The following is a 25,721-nucleotide window of genomic DNA, read 5'->3' on the forward strand; positions in this document are numbered from 1 at the left end:
TCCTTTCGGAAACGGATTTTCGACTTACGCCTCATTGGTGGAGATAAGCGGGATCGAACCGCTGACCTCTTGAATGCCATTCAAGCGCTCTCCCAGCTGAGCTATACCCCCATGTATATGAGGCGTAAGATTTTTAAGTTTTTGATTTTACCTTACGAAACATCAACAGGGGTGGGTAACCGATTGTACCGGGCTCCCAGCTGAGCTATACCCCCATCGCTGTTGCGCCTCACCCTTGAGGCAAGACATATATTATCAGATGGGAGCGCGTTTGTCAAGGGAAAATCCAAATTTTTTTCAGAAAATATCGAAACCCTTACCGGCCCATACTATCGAAGATATTTTCCACGTTCCGGGCGGTGCGGTTGATGGTCCGGCGGAGCTTGCGCTCGTTGGCCTTCATGCGGATTCCCACCACCGTGCCGGCGGCCATGCCCACGAAGAGCCCAGCACAAAATCTGTCACAGCACATAGAAGCGGCCTCCTTTCCGTGAATTTGTCTCATTGAGACAGGCTTAGTGTGTCCCTCTTTGACGGAAAATTCGTTGCTAAAATTTGCGGGAACATATATAATAATGTTACTGAACATGACATATCAATCGGAGGAGAGAGCATGACCACACTTTATTTGATCCGTCACGCGGAAGCGGAGGGGAACCTTTACCGCCGCATCCACGGCCAATACGACAGCCTCATCACCGACAATGGCTACCGGCAGATCGCGGCCTTGGAGAAGCGCTTTGCCGATGTCCCCATTGACGTGGTGTATTCCAGCGACCTCTTCCGCACCATGACCACAGCCCGGTCCATCACTGTGCCCAAGGGCTTGCCCCTCCACACCCGGTCTGATCTTCGGGAGCTGAGCATGGGGGAGTGGGAGGACCGGAGCTTTGCCGGGGTGGACCGCAGTGACCGGGAGCGGATGCGCCTCTTCCTAGCCAGCTCCCCGGCGTTTTGCGCCCCGGGCGGGGAGACCCTTCTGGAAGTCCGGGCCCGGGGAGCCAGGGCCATCCTGGATATTGCGGCCCATCACCCGGACCAGACCGTGGCGGTCTTTGCCCACGGGACCTTCATCCGCAACACCCTGGCGGAGCTCACAGGAGTCCCTCCGGAGGACGTTGGGAAAATGGGCCACAGCGACAACACCGCTGTGGCCTGCCTAGAGGTGGAGGACGGTCAGGCACATATCGTGTATATGAACGACAACTCCCACCTGCCGCCAGAGCTCTCCACCCTGGCCCTTCAGCACTGGTGGAAGAAGGAGCCCAAGGAGAGAGATGTAAACCTCTGGTTCACCCAGCCAGAGAGCAGGCAGGACTGGGCCTTTTACCAAAGCTGCCGGGAGGAGGCCTGGCGGAACCTCTACGGTCAACTGGACCGTTACGACGGCAAGGGCTTCCTAGAGGAGGCACAGAGGGTGGCGAAGAAGCATCCCAAGAGCCTGGCCATTGCCATGGACCGGAAGGAACCGGTGGGCTTGCTGCAACTGGACCCGGAGCGCGCCAGTGGGGAGAAAAAGGGCTACATATCGTTCCTGTACCTGACTCCTGCCCTGCGTCGGAAGCACTGCGGGGTGCAGCTCATCGGTAAGGCGGTGAGTATCTACCGTCCCCTAGGCCGGGAGTCCCTGGAACTGGTCTGTTCCCAGGCCAACGGCCCCGCCCTGGCCTTTTATGAAAAATACGGCTTCCACCGCACCGGCAGCACTCCAGGGGCCTATGGGACCCTGTATACCATGGAAAAATACATTGGCTACCGCCAGCCGGGGGACGCGTCGTGAAGGGGGAATTTCTGCCCATCTCCCGAGAGGAGATGCACCAGCGGGGCTGGTATTATTACGACTTCCTCCTCATCACCGGGGACGCCTATGTGGATCACCCCTCCTTTGGCACCGCCATCATCAGCCGCCTGTTGGAGGCGGAGGGCTACCGCGTGGCCATCCTGGCTCAGCCCAACTGGAAGGACCCGGAGGCGTTCACCGCCTTAGGCCGGCCCCGTTATGGGGTATTCCTCAACGGGGGGAATATCGACTCCATGGTGGCCCATTACACCGCCGCCAAAAAGCGCCGCCACGACGACGCCTACTCCCCTGGCAACCGGGCGGGCCTCCGGCCAGACCGTGCTACCATTGTCTACGCCAATCGAGTGCGGGAGGTGTACGGGGATATCCCTATTATTATCGGTGGCTTGGAGGCCTCCCTGCGCCGCTTTGCCCACTATGATTACTGGGAGGACAAGGTCCGCCGCGCCATCCTCTTTGACGCCCAGGCGGACCTGCTCACCTACGGCATGGGGGAGCGGGCCACCAGGGAGATTGCGTCCCTCCTGGCCAAGGGGATCCCGGTGGGGGAGATCACTGGGGTACGGGGAACCTGTTTCGCCGCCCAAAGCCCCGACACCTGTGGCTTCCCTGCGGTTCAGGTGGCCCCTTATGAGGTGGTGGCTTCCAACAAAAAAGCCTATGCTCAAGCAAACCTGGTGGAGTACGACGAGCACGATCCCATCCGGGGCCGGGCGGTGATCCAGCCCCACGGGGAACAATATCTCATTGTCAATCCCCCGGCCATGCCCCTGAACACCCAAGAGCTGGACGCCGTGGCGGAGCTGCCCTACCAGCGGCGGCCCCATCCGGTGTATGACGGCCAGGGGGGCGTGCCTGCCATTGAGGAGGTGCGCTTTTCTGTCATCCACAACCGGGGCTGCTTTGGGGCCTGTAAGTTTTGCTCCCTGGCCTTCCACCAGGGGCGGATGGTGACCTCCCGCAGCCATGAGAGTGTCCTTCGAGAGGTGACAGCCCTGACCCAGGAGCCAGATTTTAAGGGCTATATCCACGACGTAGGAGGGCCTACGGCCAACTTCCGCCGGCCCTCCTGCAAGCAACAGCGCACCCACGGCCTGTGTAAAAAACGGGATTGCTTGGCCCCAAGCCCTTGCCCAAACCTGGACGCCGACCACCGGGATTACCTACAGCTTTTGCGCAAGCTCCGGGCCATCCCGGGGGTGAAAAAGGTTTTCATCCGCTCCGGCATCCGCTTTGACTACCTGCTCAAAGACCCCAATGGGGAATTTTTCGCAGACCTGGTGAAGCACCACATCAGCGGCCAGCTGAAGGTGGCCCCGGAACATTGCGTGGGCCACGTGCTGGACGCCATGGGCAAGCCCCACATCGGGGCCTATGAGCGCTTCCAAGAGAAGTATAGGAGGCTGAATCAGAAGTACGGGAAAAACCAATTTTTGGTGCCCTATTTGATGTCCTCCCATCCAGGGAGTACCCTGGCGGATGCCATTGCCCTGGCCCAGTGGCTGAACAAAACCGGCCGCCAGCCAGAGCAAGTCCAGGATTTTTACCCCACCCCAGGCACCCTCTCCACCTGCATGTACTATACCGGCCTGGACCCCCGGACCATGGAGCCGGTGTACGTACCCCGCAGCCCCCACGAGAAGGAATTGCAGCGGGCCCTGCTCCAGTGGAAGCGGCCGGAGAAGCGGCGGCTGGTGATGGAGGCCCTCCACAAGGCAGGACGGGGGGATTTGGTGGGCTACGGCCCCGACTGTCTCCTGCGGCCGGTGCGTGTGGCTAAGGGGCAGGATACCCCCAAGGGAAAACCCAAGGAGCCCCGGCGTACAGCCGCCCAGGACAAAAAACTGCCCAGGAAAACCGGGCGGGGCGGGAGACGGAAATAAAATTTACCTACCCTCTTGCATTTGCCGGGGGAGTGTGCCATAATACCCTCGGAATGTAAGGAATGTAAGGAATGTGAGTACTATCCATAGATTCACAGCCCAAAGAACCCCCCGGAGAGTTGGGTCCTCTCCGGGGGGCTCTTTTTGCCTGGGGCGTACTTCACTGAGCCTTGCCGTCGTGGCGGCCCTTTTGTGCTCACAGCATGGCATTGACCCGCTGGTGCATTTGCTGGAACTCCGACATCATCTCCTGGATGATTTCCGCAGCGGGCTTCACATCGTGGATGCGGCCCAGGACCTGGCCCATGGCGATCTGGGCAGCCTGGGGATTGTCCTGTTCAAAGGCGGCCCGGGTGACGGTGCCCCGGATCATGGGGTAGAGCTGGTCGAAGCTGGGGCCGCTCTTTTCAAACTCGATGATGTCCAGAGCCCCCTGGGTGCGCAGGGAGCGCAGGGCGTTGCGGATGCTCTGTTGGGTGAGGACGGTGTCCGTTTCCTTGGAGTCCAGCACCAGCTGGCGCAGATGTGGGCCGATCTCCGTCTCCTGGGCCATGAGGAAGCGGGTGCCCACCATGACCCCATCCAGGCCGATGGCCAGGGCGGCGTACATGCTCCGCCCGTCGCATATCCCCCCGGCCCCCACCACGGGGATGGTGCAGCGCTCGGTGGTCAGAGGCCACTGGACGATGGAGCCCACCCCGGCCATGCCGGGATGTCCGCCCCCCTCATAACCCACGATACACACCGCGTCGCAGCCTACATCTTGGGCGGTGTGGGCAAAGCGGGAGTCGGGGATCTTGTGCATAACCACGCAGCCTGCCCCTTTCAGGGTGTCCATAAAGGGCTTGGGGCTGCTGCCGGCGGTCTCAATGATATGGACCTTTTCCTCCACGATGGCTTGGAGGAAGCCCTTGATGGGGCCGTCGGGCTTGGTGTCCGGGAGCAGGGATAGGTTGACGCAGAAGGGCTTATCGGTGAGGGACTTTAAGCGTTGGATGTCCGCCTGGAAGTCGTCGGGATTTTCATAAGTGGTCATATTGATGGTACCCAGCCCCCCGGCGTTGGAGACTGCGGCAGCCAGCTTGGGCTTGGAGAGCCACTGCATGGCCCCTTGGATGATGGGGTATTCAATGCCAAAGAGTTCTGTGATCCTAGTTTTCATGGTGTTGGTCTGCCAGCCTTTCAATGGTTTTGTAGGGTTTGGTTTTTATATCCTACTGCGATTTCCGATAAAGGTCAATGATTTGTGGGGGAAAAGATGGAATTTGCTGTGGGTTGACAGGCTTCCCCAAAGCAGGTATCATACAGACAGTGCGGCGTTTGGCTGCACTGGATTTTATAGATAGAAATGGTGTGAATGCGATGATCAAACGTCTATCGGCCCTGTTCCTGGCCCTGGCGATGCTGCTTTCCCTGGCGGCCTGCGGGAAGCAGGCGCTGGGTGCTGTAGGCTTTGTCACGGGACAGGCCTCCGGCCAAAGCGTCACGGAGGATGGCAGCTACAACAGCAAGGAGGAAGTGGCCCAATATCTCCATCTCTATGGCCATCTTCCCGGCAACTACGTCAGCAAGCAGGAGGCCCAACAGCTGGGGTGGAGCGGCGGCAGTGTGGAGCCCTACGCCGGGGAGGGCACGGCCATCGGCGGCGGCAGCTTTGGCAACTATGAGGAGCGCTTGCCCGAGGCCAAGGGGCGCAGTTACCACGAGTGCGACATCGATACCGTGGGGGAGGACTCCCGTGGGGCCAAGCGCCTGGTGTACTCCAACGACGGCCTCATTTATTATACCGAGGATCATTACGAGAGCTTTGACCTGCTCTATGGGGAGCCCTGACCATGGAAGTTGTGCGTTTGGATGGCGGGCTGCTGACGGAGCGTACCCAAGCCCTGGCCCTTTTGGGGGCAGCCTTGGAGCTGCCGGACTGGTGGGGGCGAAACCTGGATGCCCTCCACGACTGCTTAACGGCGGGAGACTTCCACCTGACCCTGGAAAATACCGCTGCATTGGAGGAAAGCCCCTTTGGCCGGCGCTTGCTGCGGGTTCTGACGGATGCCGCCCAGGAAAACCCGGGCCTGGTCCTGGAGATTCTGGATAAAAATGCCCAAAAAGATTGACAGAAGGGCGGAAAAGATATATAGTATCTACAGATACAGACTCTAACTGAGGGGGTAGATTTTATGGAATTTAAGACAGCAACCATGGAGGACTTTGACGCAGCCTTTGACTACATCGTCAAGCTCTGGACCTACAACACCTACGACAAAGAGGAGACCCGCAAGGTCTATGAAAAAGTCCTGGCCGATGAGGACAGCTTTGCCTTCTTCCTCATGGACGGGGACGAGTACCACGGCTTCTGCCACGGGGCGTATTTCAACACCTTCTGGATGTGCGGCCCCACCTGCTATGTCTCTAGCATCATCTCCAACGAGGACGAGCGGGGCAAGGGCAACGGCGTAAAGCTCATGGACCACGCCAAGGAGCTGGCCAAGGCACGGGGCTGCAAGGCTATCGTGCTGGACTCCGGAATGCCCCGGACCCAGGCCCACCGCTTTTATGAGATCTACGGCTTTGAAAAGAGCTGCTATGGTTTCGACTACTACATCAAATAAAGGCAAACGGTACGAATCACAGGGCCCCCTATCCATGGGGGCCTGTGTTATATAGTAAGAACCAAGAAACAGCCGCCGGGCCAGGAGAGAGGCCGGCGGCGGACAGGAGGAAATGAGAGATGAAAATGATGAGACGAGGGGTTTCCCTGCTGCTGAGCCTGGCGCTGCTGGGGGCGCTCCTGGTGGTGCCTGCCCAGGCCGCACCGCCCATGGAGGAGATTTTGGGGGTTTACGAGGGCTATTACTATGCCGCCCAGGGGCAGACCGGTGTGACCCTGAGCGTGTACCAGGAGAACGGCCAGGTAAAAGCCCTCTTTGACTTCTACAACCTCCCCGACCGCACCAACGCCAAGGAGGGCAAGTTCTATATGGACGTGCGCTACGAAAATGGGGAGTATTTCTTTGACGCCACAGAGTGGATTGAGCGGCCCAGCGGCTATAACACCGTGGACCTACAGCTTACCCTCCATGACTATATCCTCTCCGGGAAGGTGTACGCCCACACAGGCACCTATAGCTTCTACGCGGAGAAGCCCAACGACGCCTATGAGGAGGTTCAGGATAGCATCTATGGGGACCACCGCTATGAGCGGGTGGACCAGGGTATGACCTGGTCCCAGGCCCAGGAGTACGCCGTGACCCATGGCGGCTACCTGGCGGTGATTACCTCCCCTGGGGAACAGGCCTTTGTGGAAAAGCTCATTGCCAAGGGCAACAAGAACCAGTACTGGCTGGGAGGCCACCGGGATCAGGGGAACTTCACCTGGGTCAACGGCGAGAGCTTTGGCTACACCAATTGGGATACCGATGAGCCCGACAACCACAGGGGCGTGGAGGACTGCCTGCAAATCCTCCGCCTGCCCAACCCCGCCCTCCCCGGCAGCCAGGCCATGAAGTGGAACGACGCCCCCAACGACAACAGCATCAAGGGGGAGGAGGACTTTTTCTCCCTGTCCCATGTGGGCTTCGTGGTGGAGTATGACGCATGGAGCGGCTCCTCTGACTGGGCTACCCCGGAGCTGAAGGAGGCCCTGGAAAATGACTTGATCCCTGACGTGCTCATCGGCAAGGACCTGAAGGGCCAGATCACCCGGGGCGAGTTCGCCGCGGTGGCGGTGAAGCTCTATGAGGCCATGAGCGGCAACCGCACCATCATTGCCATGGACAACCCCTTCCGGGACATCGACTGCGCAGAGCGGCTTTACATCCTGAAGGCTTACAATTTCGCCATCGTCAACGGCACTGGCTTTGATACCTACGGCCCCAACGACCTGATCAGCCGGGAGCAGATGGCGACCATGCTCACCCGGGTGGTGAAAAAGGTGGCCCATCCCAACTACACCATTGAGACAGACGCCAACTACCCCCTGGATACCAGCGGCGTGAACCGCTTCGCGGATGACGGGGATATCTCCGACTACGCGTACGCTGCTGTGTATTTCATGGCAAAGAACGGCATCATCAACGGCATGGGCAACAACCTCTTCGCCCCCAAGAACACCACCAGCGCCCAGGCGGCGGCATTCTATGCCAACGCCACGAGAGAGCAGGCCCTGCTTACCTCTGTGCGCAGCTTGAACAACCTGAAATAAGAGAAATACCAAACGAGCGTGTCCTCCCCTTGGGGAGACACGCTCGTTTTTTGTGTCAGTATGGAACGGGGGCAACTCAAGCGGGATAACGGGTGGTGGCTACAAAGTTGCCGTTGATGAGGCTTTGGCGGGTGAGGGTCCGGCCCCAGTGGATGGAGCTGTTAAAGTTGCCCTCTGTGACCACTACGCTGTCCCCCTTCACCTCCAAGACCACCACGGAATGGCTGTCGTTGTTGATGCGCAGGATATCCCCCACCCGGACCCGGCTAAAGTCGGAGTGCTTGCCGGTGACGGGGAGGGTGCCGAACACCGCGTCACTGCAACGGAAGGCAAAGGCGGCGCAGCCATAGCCCATGGTGTTCAGGGGGGCACTATAATAGGCGTTGGCGTTGGTCCAGCGCATCCCCTCGGGATAGCTGCTCTTCAAGCCGTAGAGGATGGCTTGGATATTCTCTGTGGTGATGGGCTTGCCGTTGGCCAGGGTGTACTGAGAGGAGGGCGGTGTCACCGGGACATCCGGCTCCTGGGGTGGGTCAGGCTCCGGGTTGGCGGGGGGCTGCTCCGGGGGGACCACAGGGGGTTCCGGGGTGTCCGGCTGGGGCGGCTTGGGTTCCTCTGGCTTGGGGGGTTCCGGCTTCGGCTCCTCCGGGGGCTGGACCGGGGGCTTGGGCTTGTTGCCGTTGCAGAGAAGCTGCAGCAGCACTTTGAGCTGGGTGTTGCAGGCACCGTTGCCCAGCAGCTGGTTCAGGTCCTTGTAATCGGAAGAGCCGCAGGCGCGGCTGAGAATGTCGGTGAGGGTGGCGGCGGTGGACCCCAGCAGGGCGCTGGAACTGGGCCGGGGGGCACAGTTGGCTGCTCCGGCAGGGGCCGCCAGGGCCAGGGAGAGGGCCAGAGCCAGCCCAAGGGACAGTAATTTCTTCATGGATAGTCTCCTTTTGCTATGGTATCATTTCTTGGCCAAAAATGTAACTTAATTGTAAAAAAGGAGACAGAATAAGTCAATGGGAATGGCTGGGGCGGCTGGAAGCATCCGGCGCAGGAGGGGAAAGGGCAAGGAAAAGGACTTAGCCAGCTTGATCAGATGGCTAAGTCCGGTGTTCTGGGCAGGTCGGGAGAGAAGCCCAACCAGCGGCTTCCTGTTTAGTAGGCTTTTACATCTGCCAAAAACTGTTCCCAAGCCTCCTCGTCCTCCACAAAATGCAGGGGGCAGAGCTTGCCGGTGACGTCATAATGCCGGATGACCCGGTCCCGGCTGAGGTGGAAGTTGTCGCACAGCCAGGCGGTGAGCTTTACCAGGGACTGGTAACTGGCGTCGGTGAACACCCCCCCGGCGTCGGGGTGGCAGACCTCAATGGAGATGGTGTCCCGGTTGCGCTCGTTGGTGGCGGAGGACTTCTCGTCCAGGGGGACACATTGGATGATTTCCCCCTCCAAGCCAATGAGGAAGTGGGAGCTGACCTGGGTGTCGGGGTTGTTGTAAAAATCCCGGTTCTGCTGGGCGGTGGTGCCGGGGTTGCCGACATAGTGGATGGCGATGTCGTGGACCTTGCCAATGGCCTCTCCCCGGCGGCCGCTGCCGTTGACTCGGACCAGCTGGACGTCCACCCAGGAGGGGACTTCCCGGTTGAGGCGCAGGGCAAAGACCACCAGGGCCAGCAGGATTAAGGCGATGAGGACAATGGGCAGGGGACGGATGGTCCGGGGCTGGACCCGCTTGCCGCCGGAGCGCTTGGGGACAGGGCGGCGAGGTGGCCTGGTGGTGACAGTGGGCATGGTGGACCTCCTTCATACAGACGGGCCGCCGGAGTGGGTGGCCCGATTTTTTGTGGGATGAAACGGTGTGGGGGTTACAGGGGCGCGGTGGCGCCTTGGAGCCATTGGGCCTCCTCTGGGGGCAGGTGGGGGGCGATGGCGGCATAGACCCTGGCGTGATAGGTGTTGAGCCGCTCCTTCTCCTCCTGGGTGAGCAGGGCGGGGTCAATGGCGTCCAGGTCAAAGGGGGTGAGGGTGAGGGTCTCAAAGGCCAGGAAACGGCCAAAGTCTGTGGTTTCTGCCTCCACACATAGGAGCAGGTTTTCCAGGCGGATGCCGTATTGGCCGTCCAGATACAGCCCCGGCTCGTCAGAGGTAATCATGCCGGGGACCAGAGGGGCCTCTTTGGCTTCCAAAGGGCGGCTGCGGATGCTTTGCGGGCCCTCGTGGACGCTGAGCAGGTGGCCCACACCGTGGCCGGTGCCGTGGTTGTAGTCCAGGCCCATGGCCCACAGGGGGGCACGGGCTAGGTAGTCCAGGTTCCGCCCGGTGCAGCCGGCCTTGAAGCGGGCGGCGGCCAGGTTCAGGTTCCCCCGGAGGACGGCGGTGTAGTGGGCTTTCTGCTCTGCCGTCAGGGGGCCCAAGGCATAGGTGCGGGTACAGTCGGTGGTGCCGCTGAGGTAGTGGCCCCCGGTGTCCGCCAAGAGGAAGCCTGCGTTGGTGATGGCCGCGTCACTCTCCTGGGTGGCCTCATAGTGGACAATGGCCCCGTGGGGGCCGTAGGCCAGGATGGGGGCGAAGGAGGGCTGTAAATACAGGGGATCGGCCTTGCGCAGTTCTTCTAAGTGGGCGGCGGCGGAGCATTCGGTGAGGGCGGCGGAGCCCGCCTGGGTTTTGAGCCAGTACATAAAGCGGGTGAGGGCGATGCCGTCGGACAGATGGGCCTTTCTGGCGTTCTCCTGCTCCGTGGGGGTTTTGGCCGCTTTTCTGGCCAGGGTGGGGTTGGGCCGGTCGACCACCTGGACGGCGCTGGGAATGCTGGTGAGGAGCTTGGTGTTTACCCGGCGGCTGTCCAGCAGCACCCGCTGCTCCGCGGGGATGCGGTTGGCATAGGCGTAAAATTCCTCATAGGGCCGCAGGTAGACCCCATCCGCCTCCAACTGGTCCAGCAGGTCCAGGGAGAAGCACGCCGTCTGGGCAAATAGGGTGCAATGCTCCTGCCCCAGGGCCAGGTAGGCCAGGAATACCGGGGTGGAGGGGATGTCCCCGCCCCGGAGGTTCAGCAGCCAGGCGATGTCCTCTAAAGCGGTCAAGAGGAAAATGTCTGTCGTTTGCTCCCGCATGTCCTCTCGGATTTGCTGAAGCTTGTCCCGGCGGCACATCCCGGCATACGCCTCCTCTAGGGCCCAGACTGCTTGGGCAGAGCGGGGGGGACGGTCCGGCCAGATTTCCCCCACCAGGTCCAACTGGCCATTCAGGCGGGCGCCCAGGCCTTTCACCAGCTTGTGGTAGCGGCGGCCGGTGCGGGCGTCCACACAGCGGCTGTCAAAGCCCAGGGTTTGTTCCGGCTGGAGGCTTTTTTTCAAAAATGCCTCCAACGTGGGCACCCCTGGCTCCCCGGACTTCATCAGGCGGATGCCGCTGTCCCGGAGCTGTTCCTCTGCTTGGAGGAAGTAACGCCCGTCGGTCCACAGCCCCGCCCAGTTGGGGAACACCAGGAGGGTCCCGGCGGAACCGGTGAAGCCGGAGACATATTCCCGGCAGGCAAAATGAGCCCCGGCGTATTCGCTGCCGTGGGGGTCGGCGGTGGGGATGAGGTAGGCTTGTAGTTTGTGTTCGGCCATCCGGGCCCGGAGGGCTTGGAGTTGCTTGCGCATGGGGAGGACTCCTTTTCTGTATCCCTTGCCCCGGCAGGGGGGATAGGATAAGTATACAATATCTTTCGTGTTATTTCCTTAAAGTTTCCCTTAAAAAATCATAAAGAAAAGGGGAAGAAAGGGGAATGTTGTTCCCTTTGTTTCAGTATAGCACGGCGGGGAGGGTTTGAAAAGGGGCGGAGCTTTGGGGCTGGGGACATTTTTATCCGGAATAGGAAGGGACAAGAATAGTATAGCACAGCCCCCGGAGAGCCGCTGCCTCTCCGGGGGCTGTGTGAACCATACGATTTTGCAGTTGAGGGATGGGAAAATTCCCTGGGGAGCGGGGGGAAGGGGGGAAGCCCCCTTGCGCAAGTGGGGGAACCTTGCTACAATGGGAAAAAAGAAACGACAGCAGGAGGACGAGACGATGATGGAACACGTGACCTTTGTGGGGATGGGTGCCCTGGGCATCCTCTTTGGGGACGCCTTTGTGAAGTGCCTGGGACCGGAGCAGGTGCGCTTTTTGGCCGACGGGGAACGCTTGGAGCGCTACCGCCGGGAGGGGGCTTTTTACAATGGGGAGCCCTGCGACTTCCGCTTCTCCGACGGCAGCGACGGCCCTGCCCAGCTTTTGATCTTTGCCGTAAAATCCCCGGACTTGGAGGACGCCATTGCCCTGGCGGAGCCGGTGGTGGGGGAGGACACGGTCATCCTCTCCCTGCTCAACGGTGTGTCCAGCGAGGAGACCCTCAGCGCCGCCTTTGGCCCGGCAAAGGTCCTGTATACTGTTACCCAGGGGATGGATGCCGTCCGGGAGGGGAACCGTCTGCGCTGCCAAAGCCGGGGCATCACCTACATCGGCCGTCCGGCGGAGGACTATTTTGACCGGGAGGAAAAGGTGGACCAGGTGGTGGCCCTCTTCCAACGGGCCGGGCTGGCGGTGGAAAAGGAGGCGGACGTGGAGCACCGGATGTGGTGCAAGTTTATGCTCAACGTGGGCGTCAACCAGGCCTGCATGGCCTACCAGTGCAACTACGGCGCGGCCCAGGTGCCAGGGGAGGTCCGGGACACCATGCTGGCCGCCATGCAGGAGGCCCGGAAGGTGGGGGCCTGCATGGGGGTATTGGTGACCCAGAAGGATATGGAGGAGTATGTGGCCGTGCTGGACGCCCTGAACCCCCAGGGGATGCCCTCCATGCGCCAGGACGGCCTGGCAAAGCGCAAAAGCGAGGTGGAGCTCTTCGCCGGTACGGTGTTGGCCCTGGCCAAGCGCTTTGGGATGCGGGCCCCGGTGAACCAGAAACTTTATGATATCATCCGGGAAATGGAAACAAATTGCTAAGAACCAGGCCGGCATTTGACAAAAAAACAGGGTGAAAAAACTGTCAAGGCAACAAAATCAAAAAAAGCGAAAAAAACGATTGACACGGCGGGGAGAACGTGCTATCTTGTTGGAAAAGAAGGAAAGCCGCCCCCCTTTGGGGGCGAAGTGAGGCTAGGTTTATGAAACGCTTCTTCGCAGGACACAACAGCATCGTCATTACCAGCATGATCCTGGGTCTGCCCGTACTGGGCGTCGTAGTACCTGAGATCATGCCAAACGTCGTGTCCAAAAGCGAAGAGGCCGCATTCCATGTAGCCACCCCCTAAAATCTTAGGGGGCGGAAACGGAACGGAACAAGGACAAAAGCTCTTGTGGTTTGACGTTTGGCGCGTGAAAACCACAGGGCTTTTTTGTTGCTTCCAACAGTTCCCACCATCCGTGCAGAGAGCCACAGAGCTTTTCCAGAAAGAAGAGGAGGAAACAGAATGGAAATGACCGGCGCAAAGATCCTGATGGAGTGCCTGCTAGAGCAGGGGGTCGACCTGGTGTTCGGCTACCCCGGCGGCACCATCCTCAATGTCTACGACGAGCTGTACCGGTACAGAGACCGTATCACCCACGTGCTCACCGCCCATGAGCAGGGGGCGTCCCACGCCGCCGACGGCTATGCCCGCTCCACCGGCAAGGTGGGCGTGTGCCTGGCCACCTCCGGCCCCGGCGCCACCAACCTGACCACAGGCATCGCCACCGCCTACATGGACTCGTCCCCGGTGGTCTTTATCACCTGTAACGTCAACCAAAACCTGATCGGGAAGGATGCCTTCCAGGAGGTGGACATCACCGGGATCACCATGCCCATCACCAAGTGTACCTACCTGGTCCGGGATGCCGCTTCCCTGGCGGACATCGTCCGGGAGGCCTTCGCCATCGCCCGCAGCGGCCGCCCCGGCCCGGTGCTGGTGGACATTGTCAAGAATGTCACCGCGGAGAAGGCGGAGTATGAATACCTGCCCCGGGACAAGCACGCCAGCTCCGGACGCCTGGCTGCCCTGATCCGCCGGGCCCGGACCTCTAGCCTGAAAATGCCTGAGCCCGACCAGGACGACGTGAACAAGCTGGTGGAGATGATCGACCAGGCCAAGAAGCCCATGCTCATCTGTGGCGGCGGCGTGGTCCGCAGCCGGGCCCATGAGGAGTTCCGGGAGTTTGCCCGGCGCATCGACGCCCCGGTAGCCATCACCCTCATGGGGGCCGGCGGCATCGAGGGGCGGGACCCCCTGGCCACCGGGATGATCGGCATGCACGGCTCCAAGGCCTCGAACATGGCCTGCGACGGCTGCGATTTGCTCATTGCCGTGGGCTGCCGCTTCTCCGACCGGGTGGCCCTGAAGCCCGCCACCTTTGCCAAGCAGGCCCAGATTGTCCACATTGACATCGACCGGGCGGAGATCAACAAAAATATCCAGACCGACCACCACATCATCGGCAGCGCCCGCCAGGTGTTGGAGCTGCTGAACCGGAAGGTCCCCAAATACGACCACACGGAATGGAAGAACTATGTGTTCTCCTTCCCCACCGAGACCCGTTACGACGAGACCCCTGGCATCCTCTCGCCCAAGCAGATTTTGGACACCCTGGCCCGTATCTGCCCCCAGGACACGGTGGTGGCCACCGATGTGGGCCAGCACCAGATGTGGGCCATCCAGCACTTCCACTTTGACTACCCAGGCCAGCTCCTTACCTCCGGCGGCTTCGGCGCCATGGGCTTTGGCCTGGGGGCCGCCATCGGGGCCAAGCTGGGCAACCCGGACAAGACCGTTATCCACATCACCGGCGACGGCTCCTTCCGTATGAACTGCAACGAGCTGTCCACCGAGGAGTTCTACAAGGCGCCCGTTATCACCGTGGTGATGAACAACCACCGGCTGGGCATGGTCCGCCAGTGGCAAGAGCTCACCTATGACCGGCGCTTCTACCAGACCACCACCGAGCGGGGCCCCGACTTCGTAAAGCTGGCCCAGGCCAACGGCCTGGACGGGGCCACGGTGCGCACCGTGGAGGAGTTGGAGACCGCCATCCAGGCCGCCCTGGAACAGCAGGCCCAGGGCCTGGGCTATGTCATCGACTGCCAGATCCAGGAAGGTGAGCTGGTGCGGCCCATGGTCAACGGCGGCACCCACATCACCGAGTTCCTGGTGAACTAACGAGAGGAGGCAAGCGTAATGGAAGAAGTGAAACTGCGTACCTTATCGGTGCTGGTGGAGAACGAGTCAGGCGTGTTGTCCCAGATCTCCCGCCTGTTCTCCCGGAAAGGCTTCAACGTGGAGTCTTTGGCGGTGGGCACCACCGACGACCCCAGCATTTCCCGCATGACCATCGAGGTTATCGCCAACGACAACCATACGGCGCTGATCTGCAACCAGCTGGCCAAAATGGTCCCCGTCCATTCGGTGAAGCTGCTGGTCCCCAGCCATTCCATCCGCCGGGAGCTGGTGCTCTATAAGGTCCGGGCCAAGTCCAGCGAGGACAGGAACGAGATCATCCAAATCGCCAACATTTTCCGGGGCGCCATCATCGACGTGTCCAAGGAGACCCTGACCCTCTCCGTGATCGGCGACGAGAAAAAGACCGACGCCGTGCAGGAGCTGCTGGAAGGCTTTGGCATCATTGAGCTGGTCCGCACGGGCATGATCGCTCTGGAACGTGGAAAATACACCATTGACGAAGAAACCAAGGAAAAAGGAGAATTCAACTATGGCAAAGATGTACTATGAGAAGGACTGCGACCTGAACAAACTTGACGGCAAAAAAATCGCCATCGTCGGCTACGGCTCCCAGGGCCACGCCCATGCCCTGAACCTGCGGGACTCCGGCTGTGACGTGATCATCGGCCTGCGCCAGGGGGGCAAGTCCTGGCCCGTGGCGGAGAAAGACGGCTTTACCGTAATGCCTGTGGCAGAGGCCACCAAGGCTGCTGATATCATTATGATCCTCATCAACGACGAGGCCCAGGCGGAGATGTATGCCCGGGACATCGCCCCCAACCTCACCGCCGGCAAGGCCATCGCCTTTGCCCACGGCTTCAACATCCGCTACCAGCAGATTGCCCCCCCTGCCGACGTGGACGTGTTCATGGCAGCCCCCAAGGGCCCCGGCCACACAGTCCGCAGCCAGTATGTGGCGGGGAAGGGTGTGCCCTGCCTGGTGGCCGTGGAACAGGACGCCACCGGCAAGGCCTATGACATTGCCCTGGCTTACATCGCCGGTATCGGCGGCGCCCGGGCCGGTATTATGGAGACCACCTTCCACGATGAGACCGAGACCGACCTCTTTGGTGAGCAGGCTGTCCTCTGCGGCGGCGTGGTGGAGCTGATGAAGCTGGGCTTCGAGACCTTGGTGGAGGCCGGTTACGAGCCGGAGAACGCCTATTTCGAGTGCATCCACGAGATGAAGCTCATCATCGACCTCATCAACAAGGGCGGCGTTGCCATGATGAACTATTCCATCTCCGACACCGCAGAGTACGGCGAGTACGTCTCCGGTACCCGTATCCTGCCCTATGAAGAGACCAAGGCCAATATGAAAGCGGTTTTGAACGACATCCAGGACGGCACCTTTGCCGGCAAGTGGATTGCCGAGAACAAGAACGGCCGCACCTTCTTCAACTCCAAGCGCGCCCTGTTGGCCAAGCACCAGATGGAGACTGTGGGCGCTGACCTGCGCAAGAATATGCTCTGGGGCGACGACGCTGACCCCGACACCGCATCCAACTAATTGCCCCGCCCCGCCGCACCCTCCGGGGGCGGCGGGGCTTTTGGAGAACATGAAAATACAGGAGGTATCGCGTATGCGTTCTGATGTAGTAACGAAAGGTATCCCCGCCGCCCCCAACCGCTCCCTGCTCTACGCCTTGGGCTACACGGCGGAGGAGTTGGAGCGGCCCCTCATCGGTGTGGTCTGCTCCTATAACGAGATCGTCCCCGGCCATATGAATTTGGACAAGCTCTCTGAGGCGGTGAAGGCCGGAGTCCGGGCCGCCGGAGGTACCCCCGTGGAGTTCCCTGCCATCGCTGTGTGTGACGGCATCGCCATGGGACACGTGGGGATGAAATACTCCCTGGTCACCCGGGACCTCATCGCCGACTCCACCGAGGCCATGGCCATGGCCCACCAGTTCGACGGCCTGGTGATGATTCCCAACTGTGACAAGAACGTCCCCGGCCTGCTCATGGCGGCGGCCCGGGTGAATGTGCCCACCATCTTTGTCTCCGGTGGGCCCATGCTGGCGGGGCACTTGAATGACGGCCGCCGCACCTGCCTCAGCCATATGTTTGAGGCTGTGGGGGCCTACCACGCCGGGACCCTGGACGAGGCGGGGGTCCGGGAGTATGAGGAGAACGCCTGCCCAAGCTGCGGCTCCTGCTCCGGTATGTACACCGCCAACTCTATGAACTGCCTCACGGAGGCCATCGGCATGGCCCTTCCCGGCAACGGGACCATCCCCGCCCCCTACTCCGCCCGGCTGCGCCTGGCCAAGCACGCGGGGATGCAGATTATGGAGCTGGTGAAGCGGGACATCAAGCCCCGGGACATCATGACCCCTGCCGCGTTCCACAACGCGGAGACGGTGGACATGGCCCTGGGATGCTCCACCAACACCATGCTTCACCTCCCCGCCATTGCCCATGAGGCCGGGGTGGAGCTGGATTTGGACGCCACCAACGCCATCAGCGCCAAGACCCCCAACCTCTGCCACCTGGCCCCAGCGGGGGACACCTTCATGGAGGATTTGGAACGGGCCGGGGGTGTGCTGGCTGTCATGAAGGAGCTTACCAAGAAGAACCTGCTGGACACCAGCCTGATGACCTGCACCGGCAAGACCCTGGCGGAAAACCTAGAGGGGGTCAACAACCGGGACGAGAGCATCATCCGGCCCCTGGAAAACCCCTATTCCCAGAGCGGCGGCATCGCCGTACTGAAGGGCAACCTGGCCCCCGACGGCTGCGTGGTGAAGCAGTCCGCCGTGGCGCCGGAGATGATGGTCCACCGGGGGCCTGCCCGGGTGTTCAACTCCGAGGACGAGGCCATTGGGCAGATCTACGCCAAGGCTATCCACCCCGGGGACGTGGTGATCATCCGCTATGAGGGCCCCAAGGGCGGCCCCGGGATGCGGGAGATGCTCAACCCCACCTCTGCCATCTGCGGCATGGGCCTGGGCGAGTCCGTGGCCCTCATCACCGATGGGCGCTTCTCCGGGGCCACCCGTGGGGCGGCCATCGGCCACGTGAGCCCTGAGGCTGCCGCCGGCGGCAACATTGCCCTGGTGGAGGAAGGGGACATGATCGCCATTGACATCCCCAACTGCAAGATTACCTTGGAGGTCAGCGACGAGGAGTTGGAGAAGCGGAGAGCCGCCTGGGTGTGCCCGGAGCCGAAGATCAAGACGGGGTATCTGGCCCGGTATGCTAAGCTGGTGTCCTCTGCGGACAAGGGCGCGATCCTGAGCATTTGACGACAGTTCGGTTGGGCTTCGCCCAAACCCACCAGAGGCTCTGCCTCTGGACTCCGCCACCTTTTGGAAAAGGTGGACGAAAACTCATCTGGCCGTATTAAAAAGTTGAAAGGATGATTTCTCATGCTGGATATCAAAGTCACACGAACCACCAGCCCTAAGGCAAAGCCCACGGGGAAGTTGGGCTTTGGCCGGATTTTTACCGACCACATGTTCCTCATGAACTATACCAGGGGCAAGGGCTGGCATGATCCCCGCATTGAGCCCTACCACGATCTGACCATTTCTCCCGCCGCTATGGTGTTCCACTACGGCCAGGAGATGTTCGAGGGCTTGAAGGCCTACAAGGGCGATGACGGCACCAACTACCTCTTCCGCCCGGATATGAACGCCAAGCGCACCAACGACACCAACGACCGTCTGTGTATCCCCCAGGTGCCTGTGGAGGACTATGTCCAGGCAGTGAAGGCCATCGTGGCTGTGGACCAGGACTGGATCCCCACGGAGCCTGGCACCTCCCTGTATATCCGCCCCTTCATCATCGCCACGGAACCCTTCCTGGGGGTGAATGTGTCGGAGACCTTCCTGTTTATGATTATCCTCTCCCCCTCCGGGGCCTATTACGAGAGCGGCTTGGAGCCAGTGGGCATCTGGATTGAAGACGATTACGTCCGGGCAGTCCGGGGCGGCATGGGCTATGCCAAAACCGGCGGCAACTACGCCGCCTCCCTGGCCGCCCAGGTGAAGGCCCATGGCGACGGCTACTCCCAGGTGCTGTGGCTGGACGGCGTGGAGCGCAAGTACATTGAGGAAGTGGGGGCCATGAATATCTTCTTCAAGATCGACGGCAAGATCGTTACCCCCGTGCTCAACGGCTCCATCCTCCCCGGCATCACCCGGAATTCCGTGTTGGAGCTGTGCCGCTCCTGGGGCATGGAGGTAGAGGAGCGCAAGGTCTCTGTGGAAGAGCTCCTCCAAGCCCAGAGGGACGGGAAGCTGGAGGAGTGCTTTGGCAGCGGTACCGCCGCGGTGATCTCCCCTGTGGGCAAGCTGCGTTACAAGGACGAGGTCATGACCATCGGCGGCGGCGCAATCGGGCCTGTGAGCCAGAAGCTTTACGACACCGTCACTGGCATCCAGCTTGGCCGGTTGGAAGACCCCTTCGGGTGGCGGGTGGTGGTGGAGTAATTCCCATACCACAGACAAAAGCCTTACCGATGAGGACATCGGTAAGGCTTTTGCTCCACTGTATGTTTGCGGCTTGACAAGCTGCGAAGAAACAGTGTATAATAAAAAACAGAAGGGCTGCCAGTGTTACGGCTTAGCCCCTTAGGAGTGCTTATAGGTTTGTATAGAAACCGTCACCGGCCAGGGTGGCGGTTTCTGCCTTTTATCCGTATACTCACGGTAACTCCAAAAATATGGAACGTGATAGAGATAGGCAAAACGCATCACCTCCTTTCGGAGGATATAGCTAAGCCGCCCACCGTAGTGGCAATACCCTTCTGACCAGTCCTTGCGAACCGGTAAGGCTAGTATAGCATTCAACTGCGGAATTTGTCAATTCTTGAAGAACAAAGAAGGAGTGTTTCAATCATGGATCAATTGGTATCCCGTCTCTTGTTATACGGTGAGTTGGAAGAGGAGAGCATCTTGCGCCGCTTGGCGGAGCTGTTCCAAGCATGGAAGGAGGGGGAATACCCCCGCCAGGAATTGATCCGGGGCCTGTACCGCCAGGTGAAGCGTCTGTTGGACCTGGCCACCGACTACGGCTTTGACGAAAACCTGTGGCAGAATTACTTAACCTTCCTACTGATGACCAATGAGAACTCCTTCAGCCTTATCACCGAGCGGGCGGGGGAGCAGGTGGGCTCTGTCCACCACTTTGCCAAGGAGGACTTTGCTGTGTTCCGCGCCCTGTTCCACTACGATTTTACGCCCCTGGAACAGGACTTAGGCATCGACTGCTTCTCCACCCTCTGCCACTATCAGGCCATCGCCAAGCACGAGCGGCGGTATAATAAGAATGTCAGCGAAAAGGTCCGCCAGCTCAGCCACGCCCTGGCGGAGGCTCCGGACGAGGAGGCCTTTTTCGCCTTGGTTACAGACCACTACCGCCGCTATGGCGTGGGGCTGCTGGGGCTGAATAAGGCCTTCCGAATCCGCAGCGGCCCCCGTGGGGTGGAGCTGCTCCCCATCTACAACACGGACAAGGTGATGCTCCGGGACCTGGTGGGGTACGAGAGCCAGAAGCAACAGCTCCGGGCCAACACCGAGGCGTTCTTGGCGGGGCGCAGCGCCAACAACGCCCTGCTTTACGGCGACGCCGGGACGGGGAAATCCTCCAGCGTCAAGGCTCTCATCAACGAGTATTACGACCAGGGCTTGCGGATGATTGAGTTGTACAAGCACCAGTTCCAGGACCTGTCGGCGGTGATTGCCATGGTGAAAAACCGCAACTACCGCTTCATCATCTTCATCGACGACCTCTCCTTCGAGGAGAACGAGGTGGAGTATAAGTTCCTGAAGGCTGTTATCGAGGGCGGGGTGGAGACCAAGCCGGACAACGTCCTCCTCTACGCCACCTCCAACCGCCGCAACCTCATCCGGGAGACCTGGAAGGACCGGGGGGATATGGAGCTGCAAAACGAGGTCCACCGCTCCGACACCTTGGAGGAAAAGCTCTCCCTCTCTGCCCGCTTTGGGGTGCGCATCAACTACTCCATACCCAACCGCAGCCAGTTCCAGGAGATCGTCCTTACCTTGGCCCAGCGGCAGGGGGTGGGCATTCCCCAGGAGACGTTGCTGGCGGAGGCAAACAAGTGGGAGCTGCGCCACGGGGGCGTGTCCGGGCGGACGGCCCAACAGTTCATCAACCATGTGTCGGGGAGCTTAGAGGGTGAACGGCACTTCTGAGGGGTGAAACCTTCCCGCTGGTTTTACAAGAGAATGGAGTGGAAATGGTGGTAGGGGGGTGATATCCCTTTTGCTGCGCTGGAAAGCGGCTGTCTCTTTTGGGACAGCCGCTTTTGGCACTCTATGCAACAAGGTGAAAAAACAGCCCCGGATTTGGCAAACTCTCTGTTGAAAATCATGAAAAGTATGAAATGCGGAAAAAATAAACCTGGATTTGTCCCCGAGCCCTTGACATTCCTGGGGCAAAGTGCTAGAGTAGCGTTAGCACTCAGAGAAGATGAGTGCTAAACTTCGGGGCAAAGGAGGGTGAGCCCCCATGGAACTGTCGGAGCGGAAAAAGTTAATCCTGCGGGCCGTGGTGGAAAACTATATCCAAACGGCCGAGCCTGTGGGCTCCAAGGCCATCGTGGAGAGCGCGGGGTTGAAGGTTTCCTCCGCCACCATCCGCAACGAGATGGCTGAGCTGGAAAACCTGGGCTATCTGGAACAGCCCCATACCTCCGCCGGGCGTATCCCCTCCCCCAAGGGCTACCGGCTCTATGTCAACGAGCTCATGGAGCAGCACCGGCTGAGCATCCAGGAGACGGAGCGGATCAACGAAGCCCTCCACCTGAAAATGCGCCAGATGGACCAGGTGATGAGCGAGGCGGGGAAGATCGTTTCCCAACTGACCAAATACCCCACCTTCGCCCTGACCAAGGGGACCAAAAAGGCCGCCATCGTCCGCTATGACCTGCTGATGGTAGAGGAAAAGGCCTTCATCGCCGTGCTCATGACCGACGCCCAAGTGGTGAAAAATAAGCTTTTCCGTCCCAGCGACCCCGTGTCCGACACCCAGCTGCAACTGCTCAGCACCCTGCTCAACACCTCCTTCACCGGGCTGACCCTGGACCAGCTCAGCCCCGCCCTGATGAAGGTGGCCAGCCATGCCGGGGAAGAGGCCTACGGGCTCATTGAGCTGGTGGTATCCTTCGCCATAGAGGTGTTGGAGGAGCTGGAAAACAATGTGGTCCACACCGCGGGCATCCCCAACCTCCTGGCTCACCCGGAGTACCGGAGCCTGGAAAAGGCGGAACCCCTGATGAACTACTTGGCCGAGATGGGGGACAGCGCCAGCCTGCCGGTGATCCAGGGGGAGAATGTACGCATTCTCATCGGCCCCGAGAACGTAGCCGACGAGCTGAAGGATTCCAGCGTAGTGATGGCCAGCTATGACATCGGCGGCGGGATGCAAGGCGTCATTGGGGTGGTAGGCCCCACGAGAATGGATTATGCAGACCTGGCGGCCCGGCTGTCCTACTTTGCCGAAGGGCTGTCCAGGATGTTTGGCAAGGGCGAGATCCCGCCCCCTGGGGGGACGGGCAACGAGAACGAAGGAGGTTGACCGAGTCAATGAGTCAGCAAGAGATGGAGAACTTGGAGGAGCAGGCGGACGTGGAGACCCCCGACAGCCCCAGCCAAGAGAACGGCCCCGAGGCCGAGGCCCCCGCACCGGAGGAAAAAAGCCCCGAGGAAGCCCTTCAGGAGCAGCTCCGGGAGCAGGAGGACAAATACCTGCGCCTGCTGGCGGAGTATGACAACTACCGCAAGCGCAGCCAGAAGGAAAAGGACGCCGCTTGGACCAACGCCAAGGCGGACACCGTGAAGGAGATCCTCCCCGTCTATGACAACCTGGACCGGGCCCTGAAACAGGAGTGTACCGACGAGGCCTATGCCAAGGGAGTCCAGATGACCATGACCCAGCTGAAAACCGTGCTGGAAAAGCTGGGGCTAGAGGAAATCCCCGCCCAGGGAGAGCCCTTCGACCCTGCTGTCCACAACGCGGTGATGCACTGCGAGGACGAAGCCCTGGGGGAAAACACCGTGGCCGAGGTATTCCAGGCCGGGTTCAAGCTGGGGGATAAAATCATCCGCCACGCTATGGTTAAGGTAGCAAATTGAGCATACACTCAAGTTTATCATATAAAACAACAACGTATATAAAACGTAACACATACGGTTTACTGTTTGAAAATAAGGAGGAAAACAGTTATGTCTAAAATCATCGGCATCGACCTGGGTACCACCAATTCCTGCGTTTCTGTAATGGAGGGCGGCGAGGCCGTCGTGATCGCCAACGCAGAGGGCAACCGCACCACCCCGTCCATCGTGGCTTTCTCCAAGGACGGCGAACGCCTGGTGGGTCAGGTGGCCAAGCGCCAGGCCATCACCAACCCCGACCGCACCGTGATCTCTATCAAGCGGGAGATGGGTTCCAACCATAAAGTGAACATCGACAGCAAGAGCTACACTCCCCAGGAAATCTCCGCCATGATCCTGCAAAAGCTCAAGGCAGACGCAGAGAGCTACCTGGGCAGCACCGTCACCGAGGCGGTGATTACCGTCCCCGCCTACTTCACCGACGCCCAGCGCCAGGCCACCAAGGACGCCGGGAAAATCGCCGGCTTGGAGGTCAAGCGTATCATCAACGAGCCCACCGCCGCGGCCCTGGCCTACGGGGTGGACAAGGAGAACGACCAGAAGATCATGGTCTATGACCTGGGCGGCGGCACCTTCGACGTATCCATCCTGGAGATTGGCGACGGGGTCATCGAAGTCCTGGCCACCGCCGGCAACAACCGTCTGGGCGGCGACGACTTTGACAAGTGCATCATGGATTGGATGGCTGCGGAGTTCAAAAAGAGCGAGGGCGTGGACCTTACCAGCGACAAGGTGGCCATGCAGCGCCTGAAGGAGGCCGCCGAAAAGGCCAAAATCGAGCTCTCCGGCGTCACCTCCTCCGCCATCAACCTGCCCTATATCACCGCCGACGCCACCGGCCCCAAGCACCTGGACTTGACCCTCACCCGGGCGAAGTTTAACGAACTCACCGCTCACCTTGTGGAGGCCACCATGGGCCCCGTCCGTCAGGCCATGTCCGATGCCGGGCTCAGCGCCTCTGAGCTGTCCAAGGTCCTGCTGGTGGGCGGTTCCAGCCGTATCCCCGCCGTCCAGGAGGCGGTGAAGAAGATCACCGGCCAGGAGGGCTTCAAGGGCATCAATCCCGACGAGTGCGTGGCCATGGGCGCAGCCCTGCAAGGCGGCGTGCTGGTGGGCGATGTGAAGGGCCTGCTGCTGCTGGACGTGACACCCCTGTCCCTGGGCATTGAGACCCAGGGTGGCATGAACACCAAGCTCATCGAGCGCAACACCACCATCCCCGCCAAGAAGAGCCAAATTTTCACCACCGCTGCCGACAACCAGACCAGCGTGGAGGTCCACGTGCTTCAGGGTGAGCGGGAGCTGGCTCAGTACAACAAGACCTTGGGCCGCTTCCAGTTGGACGGCATCGCCCCCGCCCGCCGGGGGGTGCCCCAGATCGAAGTCACCTTCGACATCGACGCCAACGGCATCGTGAACGTCTCCGCCAAGGACCTGGGTACCGGCGTGGAACAGCACATCACCATCACCTCCTCCACCAACATGTCCAAGGAGGACGTGGAGAAGGCCGTCAAGGAGGCGGAGCAGTTCGCTGCCGAGGACGCCAAGCGCAAGGAGGAGATTGACACCCGGAACCAGGCCGACCAGATGGTCTACCAGAGCGAAAAGGCCCTGGAAGAGATGAAGGATAAGCTGGATGCCGGTGAGGTCAGCGAGCTGGAAACGGAGATCAACAAGGTGAAGGAGGCCTTGAAGGGCACCGACACCGAGGCCATCAAGACCGCTACCGAGCGCTTGACCCAGGCTTTCTACAAGGTCAGCGAGAAGATGTACCAGCAGGCCGGCGGCGACCAGGGCGCTGGCCCCAACCCGGGACCGGACATGGGCGGTGCAGCCCCCGGCGGTGCCGCACCGGGTGGCAACGACAATGTGGTAGATGCGGACTATACAGTGGTTGACGACCAGTAAAAACAAGTTTATAATATCTGCGGGGAGAGCCGAAGGGGGAGAACCCCCTTCGGCCCTCTCCGGCGTTCCCACAGCCCTCTGGCTGTGGGCTTTGCCAATGGATTTGAGGTGAGCAGCGATGGCTGATACAAATAAAAGAGATTATTACGAGGCCCTGGGCGTGAACAAAAATGCCACAGAGGCGGAATTGAAAAAAGCATACCGGAAGCTGGCCAAGGAGAACCACCCGGACCTCCATCCCGGCGACAAGGCCGCCGAGGCCCGGTTCAAGGAGATCAATGAGGCCTACGAAGTCCTGTCCGACAAGGAGAAGCGGGCCAAATACGACCAGTTTGGCTTTGCGGGGGTGGACCCCAACTTCGGTGCCGGCGGCCCCGGCGGGGGCTTTGGCGGCTTCGACATGGGGGATATTTTTGAATCCTTCTTCGGGGGCTTTGGCGGCTTTGGCGGGGGCGGCGGCGGACAGAGCCGCACTGGCCCAGCTAAGGGCAAGACCCTCCGTTCCAACCTCACCCTGACCCTGGAAGAGGTGGCCTTCGGCTGTGAGAAGGATGTGAACATCCAACACGTGGAGGCCTGCGACGC

23 protein-coding genes and 1 tRNA gene are annotated in these 25,721 nt (G+C 60.5%); 18 read left to right on the forward strand and 6 right to left on the reverse strand.

The genetic code is table 11. The features are described 5' to 3' along the window. Nucleotides 1–35: 35 nt before the first annotated feature. Both ACTOZL_RS07655 and ACTOZL_RS07660 read right to left on the reverse strand, forming a co-directional pair. Nucleotides 36–111 (reverse strand) — tRNA-Ala (locus ACTOZL_RS07655). A 205-nt stretch (nucleotides 112–316) separates the two neighbouring features. Further along, nucleotides 317–472 (reverse strand): hypothetical protein, encoded by a 156-nt coding sequence (locus tag ACTOZL_RS07660; RefSeq protein ID WP_482477680.1) that lies wholly within the window; start codon nucleotides 470–472, stop codon nucleotides 317–319. Nucleotides 473–613: 141 nt separating this feature from the next. On the opposite strand from ACTOZL_RS07660, the gene ACTOZL_RS07665 reads away from it, so the two are divergent. Beyond that, nucleotides 614–1,780, forward strand: a complete 1,167-nt coding sequence (locus tag ACTOZL_RS07665; protein ID WP_482477681.1) for a GNAT family N-acetyltransferase — start codon at nucleotides 614–616, stop codon at nucleotides 1,778–1,780. Further along, entirely contained in the window at nucleotides 1,777–3,684 is a 1,908-nt protein-coding gene (locus tag ACTOZL_RS07670) for a YgiQ family radical SAM protein (RefSeq protein ID WP_482477682.1), read from the forward strand. Before ACTOZL_RS07665 ends, ACTOZL_RS07670 begins: the two co-directional genes overlap by 4 nt. Before the next feature lie 196 nt (nucleotides 3,685–3,880). On the opposite strand, the gene ACTOZL_RS07675 is transcribed toward ACTOZL_RS07670, so the two are convergent. Continuing rightward, complete coding sequence (locus ACTOZL_RS07675; protein ID WP_482477683.1) at nucleotides 3,881–4,846, reverse strand: NAD(P)H-dependent flavin oxidoreductase; 966 nt, start codon at nucleotides 4,844–4,846, stop codon at nucleotides 3,881–3,883. Nucleotides 4,847–5,046: 200 nt separating this feature from the next. On the opposite strand from ACTOZL_RS07675, the gene ACTOZL_RS07680 reads away from it, so the two are divergent. The 4 genes from ACTOZL_RS07680 (at nucleotide 5,047) to ACTOZL_RS07695 (ending at nucleotide 7,885) form a co-directional block, all read left to right on the forward strand. Next, nucleotides 5,047–5,517 (forward strand): ribonuclease domain-containing protein, encoded by a 471-nt coding sequence (locus ACTOZL_RS07680; protein ID WP_482477684.1) that lies wholly within the window; start codon nucleotides 5,047–5,049, stop codon nucleotides 5,515–5,517. Nucleotides 5,518–5,519: 2 nt separating this feature from the next. Next, nucleotides 5,520–5,798 (forward strand): barstar family protein, encoded by a 279-nt coding sequence (locus tag ACTOZL_RS07685; RefSeq protein ID WP_482477685.1) that lies wholly within the window; start codon nucleotides 5,520–5,522, stop codon nucleotides 5,796–5,798. A 63-nt stretch (nucleotides 5,799–5,861) separates the two neighbouring features. Continuing rightward, entirely contained in the window at nucleotides 5,862–6,293 is a 432-nt protein-coding gene (locus tag ACTOZL_RS07690) for a GNAT family N-acetyltransferase (RefSeq protein WP_482477686.1), read from the forward strand. A 119-nt stretch (nucleotides 6,294–6,412) separates the two neighbouring features. Continuing rightward, the gene (locus tag ACTOZL_RS07695; protein WP_482477687.1) at nucleotides 6,413–7,885 is read left to right on the forward strand and encodes an S-layer homology domain-containing protein; all 1,473 of its coding nucleotides are present in this window, start codon (nucleotides 6,413–6,415) and stop codon (nucleotides 7,883–7,885) included. Between the two features lie 76 nt (nucleotides 7,886–7,961). Here the strand turns inward: ACTOZL_RS07695 and ACTOZL_RS07700 are convergent, their stop codons facing one another. From ACTOZL_RS07700 to ACTOZL_RS07710, 3 genes are all read right to left on the reverse strand, one after another. Further along, on the reverse strand, nucleotides 7,962–8,807 hold the full coding sequence (locus ACTOZL_RS07700; RefSeq protein ID WP_482477688.1) for a hypothetical protein: 846 nt from the start codon (nucleotides 8,805–8,807) through the stop codon (nucleotides 7,962–7,964). A gap of 218 nt (nucleotides 8,808–9,025) precedes the next feature. Continuing rightward, entirely contained in the window at nucleotides 9,026–9,658 is a 633-nt protein-coding gene (locus tag ACTOZL_RS07705) for a peptidoglycan recognition protein family protein (protein ID WP_482477689.1), read from the reverse strand. A gap of 74 nt (nucleotides 9,659–9,732) precedes the next feature. Beyond that, nucleotides 9,733–11,514, reverse strand: a complete 1,782-nt coding sequence (locus ACTOZL_RS07710; protein ID WP_482477691.1) for an aminopeptidase P family protein — start codon at nucleotides 11,512–11,514, stop codon at nucleotides 9,733–9,735. Between the two features lie 409 nt (nucleotides 11,515–11,923). Here ACTOZL_RS07710 and ACTOZL_RS07715 point away from each other — a divergent pair, with 409 nt between their 5' ends. The 12 genes from ACTOZL_RS07715 to ACTOZL_RS07770 all read left to right on the forward strand — a co-directional run. Beyond that, nucleotides 11,924–12,838: a ketopantoate reductase family protein gene (locus ACTOZL_RS07715; protein ID WP_482477692.1), complete on the forward strand. Its 915-nt coding sequence runs from the start codon at nucleotides 11,924–11,926 to the stop codon at nucleotides 12,836–12,838. Between the two features lie 161 nt (nucleotides 12,839–12,999). Further along, nucleotides 13,000–13,146: a hypothetical protein gene (locus ACTOZL_RS07720; protein ID WP_482477693.1), complete on the forward strand. Its 147-nt coding sequence runs from the start codon at nucleotides 13,000–13,002 to the stop codon at nucleotides 13,144–13,146. Between the two features lie 159 nt (nucleotides 13,147–13,305). Then, nucleotides 13,306–15,024, forward strand: a complete 1,719-nt coding sequence (ilvB, locus tag ACTOZL_RS07725; protein WP_482477694.1) for a biosynthetic-type acetolactate synthase large subunit — start codon at nucleotides 13,306–13,308, stop codon at nucleotides 15,022–15,024. A gap of 18 nt (nucleotides 15,025–15,042) precedes the next feature. After that, a complete protein-coding gene (ilvN, locus tag ACTOZL_RS07730) occupies nucleotides 15,043–15,594 on the forward strand; it encodes an acetolactate synthase small subunit (protein ID WP_482477695.1) in 552 nt (183 codons plus the stop codon). After that, nucleotides 15,575–16,594 carry a ketol-acid reductoisomerase gene (gene ilvC / locus ACTOZL_RS07735; RefSeq protein ID WP_482477696.1) on the forward strand — a complete coding sequence of 340 codons (1,020 nt, stop codon included), beginning with the start codon at nucleotides 15,575–15,577 and terminating at the stop codon, nucleotides 16,592–16,594. The genes ilvN and ilvC overlap by 20 nt, the downstream gene beginning before the upstream one ends. A 73-nt stretch (nucleotides 16,595–16,667) precedes the next feature. Next, nucleotides 16,668–18,332 (forward strand): dihydroxy-acid dehydratase, encoded by a 1,665-nt coding sequence (gene ilvD, locus ACTOZL_RS07740; RefSeq protein ID WP_482477697.1) that lies wholly within the window; start codon nucleotides 16,668–16,670, stop codon nucleotides 18,330–18,332. Between the two features lie 123 nt (nucleotides 18,333–18,455). Further along, nucleotides 18,456–19,520: a branched-chain amino acid aminotransferase gene (locus tag ACTOZL_RS07745; RefSeq protein ID WP_482477698.1), complete on the forward strand. Its 1,065-nt coding sequence runs from the start codon at nucleotides 18,456–18,458 to the stop codon at nucleotides 19,518–19,520. A gap of 408 nt (nucleotides 19,521–19,928) precedes the next feature. After that, nucleotides 19,929–21,248, forward strand: coding sequence for an ATP-binding protein (locus ACTOZL_RS07750; protein WP_482477699.1), 1,320 nt, complete (start codon nucleotides 19,929–19,931; stop codon nucleotides 21,246–21,248). 316 nt (nucleotides 21,249–21,564) lie between these two features. Then, a complete protein-coding gene (hrcA, locus tag ACTOZL_RS07755) occupies nucleotides 21,565–22,632 on the forward strand; it encodes a heat-inducible transcriptional repressor HrcA (protein ID WP_482477700.1) in 1,068 nt (355 codons plus the stop codon). A gap of 8 nt (nucleotides 22,633–22,640) precedes the next feature. Then, the gene (grpE, locus tag ACTOZL_RS07760; RefSeq protein WP_482477701.1) at nucleotides 22,641–23,189 is read left to right on the forward strand and encodes a nucleotide exchange factor GrpE; all 549 of its coding nucleotides are present in this window, start codon (nucleotides 22,641–22,643) and stop codon (nucleotides 23,187–23,189) included. Nucleotides 23,190–23,279: 90 nt separating this feature from the next. Next, the gene (gene dnaK, locus ACTOZL_RS07765) at nucleotides 23,280–25,136 is read left to right on the forward strand and encodes a molecular chaperone DnaK (protein ID WP_482477702.1); all 1,857 of its coding nucleotides are present in this window, start codon (nucleotides 23,280–23,282) and stop codon (nucleotides 25,134–25,136) included. A gap of 118 nt (nucleotides 25,137–25,254) precedes the next feature. Continuing rightward, nucleotides 25,255–25,721 (forward strand): DnaJ domain-containing protein (locus ACTOZL_RS07770; RefSeq protein WP_482477703.1); only part of this gene is annotated, 467 nt, incomplete at its 3' end.

The organism is Evtepia sp., assembly GCF_056797215.1.